This is a genomic window from Flavobacterium sp. (assembly GCF_049318185.1).
Taxonomy (GTDB): Bacteria; Bacteroidota; Bacteroidia; order Flavobacteriales; family Flavobacteriaceae; genus Flavobacterium.
The window spans coordinates 1-7,561 of sequence record NZ_JBMOGV010000106.1; the positions used below are offsets into that span (position 1 = coordinate 1).

The window sequence follows — 7,561 nt, forward strand, 5'->3', positions numbered from 1 at the left end:
CAACTAAAAAATTATGTAACGGATTTGAAGTCTGTTTATAAACCAAGAAATGCTTCACCTATTTGGGAATCCACGTCTTTTGAAAATATTTCTTTATCACTACCAAAACATGAGGGGTTAGAAAGGATATTTAGATCAAAGGAGCTGACTATTAGTACAGAAATAAAGGAAATAGCTGATTTAAAATATTTGGTTCAGTATTTTCACAAGAATGAAGAGATATTTGTAAAAATTATATTAATTAATAAAGCAAGTATTATTCTTAAGGAAAATGAACCGCCTCAATTGAATAAAAAGGATGAAGCAAACTTAAAAGCATTTTTCGGAGTTGAGTTAAGAATTAATGAGGCGAAGGAGAATACTCTAAAACAATATAATCCACCACAATTATTGGACTTTGATGAGGAGGATAACTTTAATAAATTACTCTATAGAAACTATCATGATTTTGGCGAAGGTTACAATACCTCCGTTAATTGGGGCGAAAAAAATAAATTAAAATTTATTTCTACTGAATTCCTGCCAGAGCAAGAAACACCTAAAGTGGACTTTAAGCCTAGCAAAATTGTAAATAATACTATTATTCCTAGGCTTAACAATGACTCTGTTTTGTCAATGCGATATCTGTCAACTTTATCTGATGTTAAAGATGATGTTGTTTTAGGTGGATTAAAAGATTTTGTAAATGAATATAAAATTTGGATTGAGGAGAAAAAAATAGATCTTCAAAAGGATAATTTACTAAAGAGTGAAGAGCGGGAATTATTAAACAAGCAACTATTAGCATGTAATAAAGACCAGACTAGATTAGTTAGAAATATTACATTGCTAAGCAAGGATTCTAAAGCAATGGCTGCTTTTCGATTGATGAATACGGCAATGTTTATGCAATTACATCATAGTATAAACAAACCATTTAACCTTGATTCAAATACAGAAGAGTTTTATAAAAATGTCGATTTAGGTAAAAATACTGATGGGACTCAAAAAGATTATAAATGGCGTTCGTTTCAAATTGCATTTATTTTACTAAATATCGATGCTTTTGTACGACCTGATCTTAATGATAAAACGGTAGAGAATATTTTTTCTAAGGGATGGCCGGAAAGAAATGAAATTGCAGATTTGGTTTGGTTTCCAACGGGTGGTGGTAAAACAGAAGCATACTTAGGGATTATAGCATTTACAATAGGATATAGGAGATTTACAAAAGGAGCAAGGGCAAATGGTACAACTGTGCTAATGCGCTATACATTAAGATTATTGACATTACAACAATTCCAAAGAGCTACGATGTTAATTTGTGCATTGGAAGCGATTCGTAAAGATAAGTTTACCCTGCCCCATTCTTGTATACTTGGTGACTCAAGAATTACTATTGGATTATTTGTTGGTTCCGGCTCGTTACCTAATCAATGGAAAGGTACCGGTAACTCGAATGATACAAGTATGGAAAAGGAACTTGAGAAAATAGCTCAATGTGTTGAAAATGAAAAAAAGGTTAGCACTAATTTGCCTTTTACTGAATGTCCATGGTGTGGTAGTGATTTATTCATTGACAAAGATTTAAGCAATGTATCACACACCCATAAATCAGATAGAAATAAGTACAAAATTGATGATCAATTAAACATCTGTTGCAATAATTCATCCTGCACTTATAAAGGTATGGGGAGAAATAGACCAAGTAATGAATTTAGTTTACCATTTAGATTATTTGATGAGGATATCTATAAATTCCCACCCACATTGCTTTTTGGTACGGTAGATAAGTTTGCTGCCCTTGCCAATAATGTTTCTACAAATACAACGGAAAGAAATAAAGACTCTAGGAGATTATTTGGCAAAGGCTATAACTATGATACTTTGCCTCCTGAACTAATAATCCAAGATGAATTACATTTATTATTAGGCCCATTAGGATCAGCGGTAGGTCTGTTTGAAAAGAGTATCGATTATTTATGCACAGAAAATAATATTAAACCCAAAATAGTTACTTCTACAGCAACAACAAGAAATACTGACAAACAAATATTTGCATTATTTAATAGGCGATCTGAAATATTTCCGAAACAAGGGATTTTATCTGACGATTCATTTTTTGCATATTACGAAAGAAATGAAAAAAATATTAATGAATATTTAGCAAACAGAAAATATATTGGTATTTTACCCGTTGGAAAGACACAAGTTTGGATGCAATTAAGGGTTGCTTCAATTTCCCTTGCGCACAGGTTGAAATATTTAAAGGCAACTTATACAAATGACGAGATTTTCGAGAAACCTGAGTTATTAAAGGAACATCAGGAAGCCTTTGATTACTACCATACAGTTTTATCCTATTTCAATAGTTTAAAAGATGTAGGGAAGACGCAATCTCAGTTAAGTCATTATTTGCCGGGAGATGTAAATTTTATAACAAAGAATACTGTTCTTTGGAGTTTTCTAGATAAACTAATAAGGAATGAAAGTTTAATTGACTACTCTGAACTTACAGGTAGGTTGACAGGTGAAGATGTAAAATCTAACTTGTCTAACATTGAACAAAAGTGGAGCTTAATTTCAAAGGACGGAACCAAATTTAAATTGAATTCAAATAATCCTCCTGAGTTTGTGATTTCAACAAACATGATTTCGGTTGGTATTGATGTCTCTAGGTTCAATACTATGATAATAAGTTCAATGCCTAGAAATATTGCTGAATATATTCAGGCATCAAGTAGGGTTGCGAGAAGTAAAGAAGGAATTGTTTTTACTGTCCATCATCCATTCAGATCCAGAGATATCTCCCATTATCAAAAATTCAAAGAATTTCACGAGAAATTTTACAGTTATGTGGAGCCCATTTCTGTGACACCATTTGCAAGTAAAGCAATGGAAAGGTATTTAGCGATGTTTTTATCTGTAATGATAAGGCATAATAGTACTCTTGAATTAATGAACAATACGGATGCATCAAATATAGATTACAATAAAATTCAGCAAATCAAAAAATTAATTACTGCTGAAATTGTTGAAATTGAAACGAATGCAAATAAACTAAATACATATTTACAAAATCGAACTAGCAACGTGAAATCGAATGTTGATGGAATTATTTCAAACGAAGAATTACTTGACCTCAATAATAAGGTTGAAACACTTTTAGATAATTGGTTAAAAAGATTACAAGGAAGTGAGCCAGTGCCCGAATTATTGTATAGAAAAGACACCAAGTTAAACTCTTTGTTTATTACTTCGAGTGACAACAATTATCCGGCTCATTGGAAAGTTGGTTATTCTTTAAGAGAAATAGATCCATCAGTAGTAATTAAAACAGTTCAACAATAAAGTTATGGCTACTAAACAATATTTTGATAATACTCAAGCAAATGAAGCCATTAGCAAATTTAAGCTTCTATCCGCATATGGTGGGCCTGGTTCAATCGTACATACTGCCTTTGGAAGTATAATTGTTTCATGTATTGAGGAATGGGGTTTCTTGAAAAAAATACTTGAAATTCAAAAAGAAGCTGTCGATACTGGTAAAAAAGAGAAGGAAATTAAGGGATATGTAATTGAACAAGCTAGGTTGGAAAGAAATGGGAGCGTTGGACTTTCTAATGATACAAGACTACTCAAGTCCTTGATTAATAGAAAAGGATTAACAGAATTGAAATATTTGGTATTAATACCGGATATAACTGTTCAGGATTTTTCCAATAAAATAAAAAATAATGGTAATGAATTAGCAATTAATAGTTCATTTATGCCAAAGGTATTTTTTGATAAAAGCAAACATTATAAATTCTATAAAGAGTGGTTCAAAGATTGGGTGTCAAATAAAAAAAATGATGACCAATATGGGAATAGATTTTTTCCACCCAAATACAATACTGATAAAGGAACTTATAATCTAGCACAAGATAATATTGTTCTGATTTGCGACCACGGTCATATAAGCGATTTTCCATGGTCTAAGTTTTTACGATGGAGAACAGATTCTCCGATGGAAATTAATTCTGAACAACCCATTGAGTTATTTAATTCTCAACCTTGTTGTGGCACCGAGGATACAAGTATTTCAAAAATAAAGATTACTTCTAGTACTGCAAACGCTTCTGGTTTTGACGGAAAGTGGTTGAAATGTGAAAACTGTGGAAGACAGACTTCATTAAAAGGGTTAATGAGTGTGAAAATAAAATGTCCCGGACATAAGCCATGGGAAGCAATTACTTCTAACAATGGGGAACTAAAGTATCATTCCGGAAATCCAGGCTCAAGAAATCAAATGCCCCCTTTTGAAACATGTTTATCAAGTAAAGCAATGAAGGTAGCATTAACTACCGGAAATAATCTTTATTATTCTAGAATGCTTTCAAGTATTTATATGCCGGACGAACTTTTCTTGGATGAAAAAACATTGAAATTGAATGTGCTTGAGAAAGAATTGGAATTAGCTATGGATGATAAAAACTTTGAAGAAGCGATGAAAATAAATAGTATGATGACTTCTTTAAAAGCAGAAATTCAAAACAATCCTCCGCTTGAAATAATTCATGATTCAGAAAAAGATGTACTTTATCGGTTTGAAGAATATAGAGCGCTTGCTTTAAAGGGAGAGGAAGAAATAAATATTGATAAAGTCAATGAGCACTTAAAGGTAAAAGACGTTACTATAAATATTAAAGGTTCTAATGTAGAAAAGTATTTTTCTCGAATACTTAGAATAGATAATATGAAAATAACTTCAGCACAACTTGATTTTTCTAGAGTTGTGCCTGTGGATTCTGATGCAGATAATATTAGTTCAAAGAATATTTTCAGTAGTAAACAAAAAAATAGTGTAGAAGCTTATCCAGTTGTTGAAAATTACGGAGAAGGAATCTTTTTTTCTTTTAAAGAAGAGCTAATGAATGAATTTGCTAATTCTGGCGCTATTGTTTTATTAAATAAGAAATTAAAAAATCTATCTAAAAATAGTGGTGCTTTTTCAGAGGGGGCTATTAAATATGGATTGGAGAACAATTGGCAGTTATATATTGTTCATACTTTTGCTCATCTTATTATGAGAGAATTAGAGTTTAAATGCGGTTACCCAACAGCTTCTTTATCTGAAAGAATTTATGTTTCAAATAACGCAAAATATAAAATGTATGGATGTATGATATATACGGCAGAAGGGGCAGAGGGAAGTATGGGAGGGTTAATTGCCCAAACTAGACCAAAGAACTTATTGAGTTTAATTCAGAGCGCATTAAGAAGAGCAACTATCTGCAACAGTGATCCACTATGTTGGGAATCTGAAGGACAAGGATTATTTGAATTAAATTTCGCATCCTGTTTTTCATGTAGTCTTGTGAGTGAAACTTCTTGTGAGCATCGAAATATATATTTAGATAGACGAATTCTTGTTGATGAAAATAATGGATTTTTTAAAGATGTAATATAAATAGACAAAAATGAATCAAATAGGTTTGGATTTCAGCAAAGATGTTAATCAACGGAAGTATACTGTTGAAGAACATCAGCTTGTTGTTAATTTGGTAATTGATTACAAAGATAAGAAAAACAGTACCCAGAATAATTCTATATTGCTTCAGCTTTTCTTTGAAGAATATAGTATTGAAATAATTGATAAGTTAAAAGCAGATAAGTATTTTGAAGGTAATTGGTCTTTTGAAGAAAGTGATTTTGGATTGCAGTTTTACAACTTTATAAATAGTAAAACTAAATTTGATGATTCTTGCATAATAGAATTCATATTAATTTTGATTAATACAGAAGAATTCAATATTAGTCCTGCTGATTGGAGAGAAAACAATGAAGTAAAAAAGCTAAGCTTTGATAGAAAAATAACAGAGGGTTTTATTAAACTAATAATTGACAATAAATTAGAAAAAATAATCTTTCCTTATATTGGATATGTTAAAATGTGGAATTATATTAGGCTATATAAAAGCCCGTTTAATAATTTCAAAGCAACTTTAATCCATAGGCTAGTAGCAGAAGCCTTATGGCCAAAAAAATATTTAACTTACGACAATTTTGCTGATTTTGAATTGAAAATATGTAAAATATTTCAACCTATAAATCAGAAATTAATCCATATGCCTTTTTTTGATAAAGAAAATCGAGCGGGTGAATCACAGCAATATATAACCGAAAAGGAAAAGTTGAGTTGCAATTTGAATAAGCTGTTTGATTACGATAATACCGATGAAAACGAAAGCTATACACAGCTGATTGAAAGCTTAATGAATAATTCATCTGATGATATAAAAAATAAGCATAGAGAATTAATAGAAAACAAGCTTACCAAATTAATGTATCCAAATAATGCAGACATTGATGCTTTTTGCAAACTTTATCAAGAAAAAGATTTTAAAGAATATGGCAAATTGCTTCTATCTAAGTTTTATTGTTTTGATAAAATCATTTATTGATTTATAAATTTCCTAATAATTTTGCAAGCACATTTAAAAGCCGCACAAGCGAACGCTAAACCAAAGCTTTTAAAAGAGCTTGCAAAGCAAACCCAAGACAAAATGAAATTTTAAAAAATGCCCCACCGCACGACAAAAGACAAATGAGAGTATGCAAAACAGAACATACAAACCACGGCAGACAAGAAAGCACTGGTGGTAACACGGGTTTGGCAAAAGTGGCGGTTCAGTGCTCCGCAGACACATTTGTGGTTAATCAAAGTTTGGTTCTCCGCATCAACATTTGTGGTGAAAATCGCCACCTTCGCCAAGCCCGAAAACGTTAATTGTAGTAAAATAAAACTAAAAACTATTGAACCAGATAAACCTAAATCAAAAAAATCCTGTAATGGAATTCACGCTGAATGCTGAAGATAGCCATTTACTCATTCAAAGTATTTACCTAACATCGAAAAATGACAAAGGAAGGAAATGGACTAATTTCATTTCAAACATTCAATTAACTGCTGAGTTGAAATATGTTGTTTTCGATGTTTCAGAAGTACGATTTATCGAGGAAAGAAAGGAACAATTTCCAATACATTTACTTATTGACCCATACGAGGCTGAACCAGTATTTCATGTAAACAAATTGATAAAAAATGAATTATTCACATTGGGAATAAATCCTGAGCGCAAGTTTTATAACATATTGAAGTTAGCGGTACAAAATACTGAGCATCTTGATGATGATTACAACCTGGAATTCAACATTGAAAAATTTAAAATAGATTACTAAGATAACTTAGCACTAAAATTTAGAAACGCCATAGGCTTGCTGGTGGGTAGCGCTGGGATATAGCCACACCAAAAATAACTATACTTTGAAAATAGTTTATAGCTTGGTTAGCGTATATGCGGCAAGGAGTAAAGAAGCACTTTACAAGTTCCGTGAAAGGGAGATATTACCAATTTGACTTTGGGGTCGATAAAGTGGCACTCTATCAAAGGTTGTTGCTGCGGAACTTCATCGGAAGTCGATACTTAATAGCTAGCTTCGCGACTATTAGAAAAATAAAATACTTTTTTATTAAAATTTAGCTGTAGATTCCTGTCCATGTTGACCCACCATTCCTGTTCATGTTGACCCACTATTC

At 31.7% G+C, this 7,561-nt stretch carries 5 protein-coding genes; all 5 read left to right on the forward strand.

Features of this window, described 5'->3' with window-relative positions; all coding sequences use genetic code 11:
- Positions 1–3,330, forward strand: a 3,330-nt coding sequence (locus tag ACOYLT_RS09275) for a helicase-related protein (RefSeq protein ID WP_422853578.1), incomplete at its 5' end; no start/stop codon positions are given.
- A gap of 4 nt (positions 3,331–3,334) precedes the next feature.
- On the forward strand, positions 3,335–5,431 hold the full coding sequence (drmB, locus tag ACOYLT_RS09280) for a DrmB family protein (protein WP_422853579.1): 2,097 nt from the start codon (positions 3,335–3,337) through the stop codon (positions 5,429–5,431).
- Between the two features lie 10 nt (positions 5,432–5,441).
- Positions 5,442–6,425: a hypothetical protein gene (locus tag ACOYLT_RS09285; RefSeq protein ID WP_422853580.1), complete on the forward strand. Its 984-nt coding sequence runs from the start codon at positions 5,442–5,444 to the stop codon at positions 6,423–6,425.
- A gap of 143 nt (positions 6,426–6,568) precedes the next feature.
- A complete protein-coding gene (locus ACOYLT_RS09290; RefSeq protein ID WP_422853581.1) occupies positions 6,569–6,751 on the forward strand; it encodes a hypothetical protein in 183 nt (60 codons plus the stop codon).
- Positions 6,752–6,777: 26 nt separating this feature from the next.
- The gene (locus ACOYLT_RS09295; protein WP_422853582.1) at positions 6,778–7,203 is read left to right on the forward strand and encodes a hypothetical protein; all 426 of its coding nucleotides are present in this window, start codon (positions 6,778–6,780) and stop codon (positions 7,201–7,203) included.
- The last annotated feature ends 358 nt before the right edge of the window (positions 7,204–7,561 follow it).

Excerpts from the sequence above, each read along its gene's own strand:
- ACOYLT_RS09290 (WP_422853581.1), top strand. The coding sequence starts at position 6,569 with ATGAGAGTATGCAAAACAGAACATACAAACCACGGCAGACAAGAAAGC.
- ACOYLT_RS09285 (WP_422853580.1), top strand. The coding sequence starts at position 5,442 with ATGAATCAAATAGGTTTGGATTTCAGCAAAGATGTTAATCAACGGAAG.
- drmB (WP_422853579.1), top strand. The coding sequence starts at position 3,335 with ATGGCTACTAAACAATATTTTGATAATACTCAAGCAAATGAAGCCATT.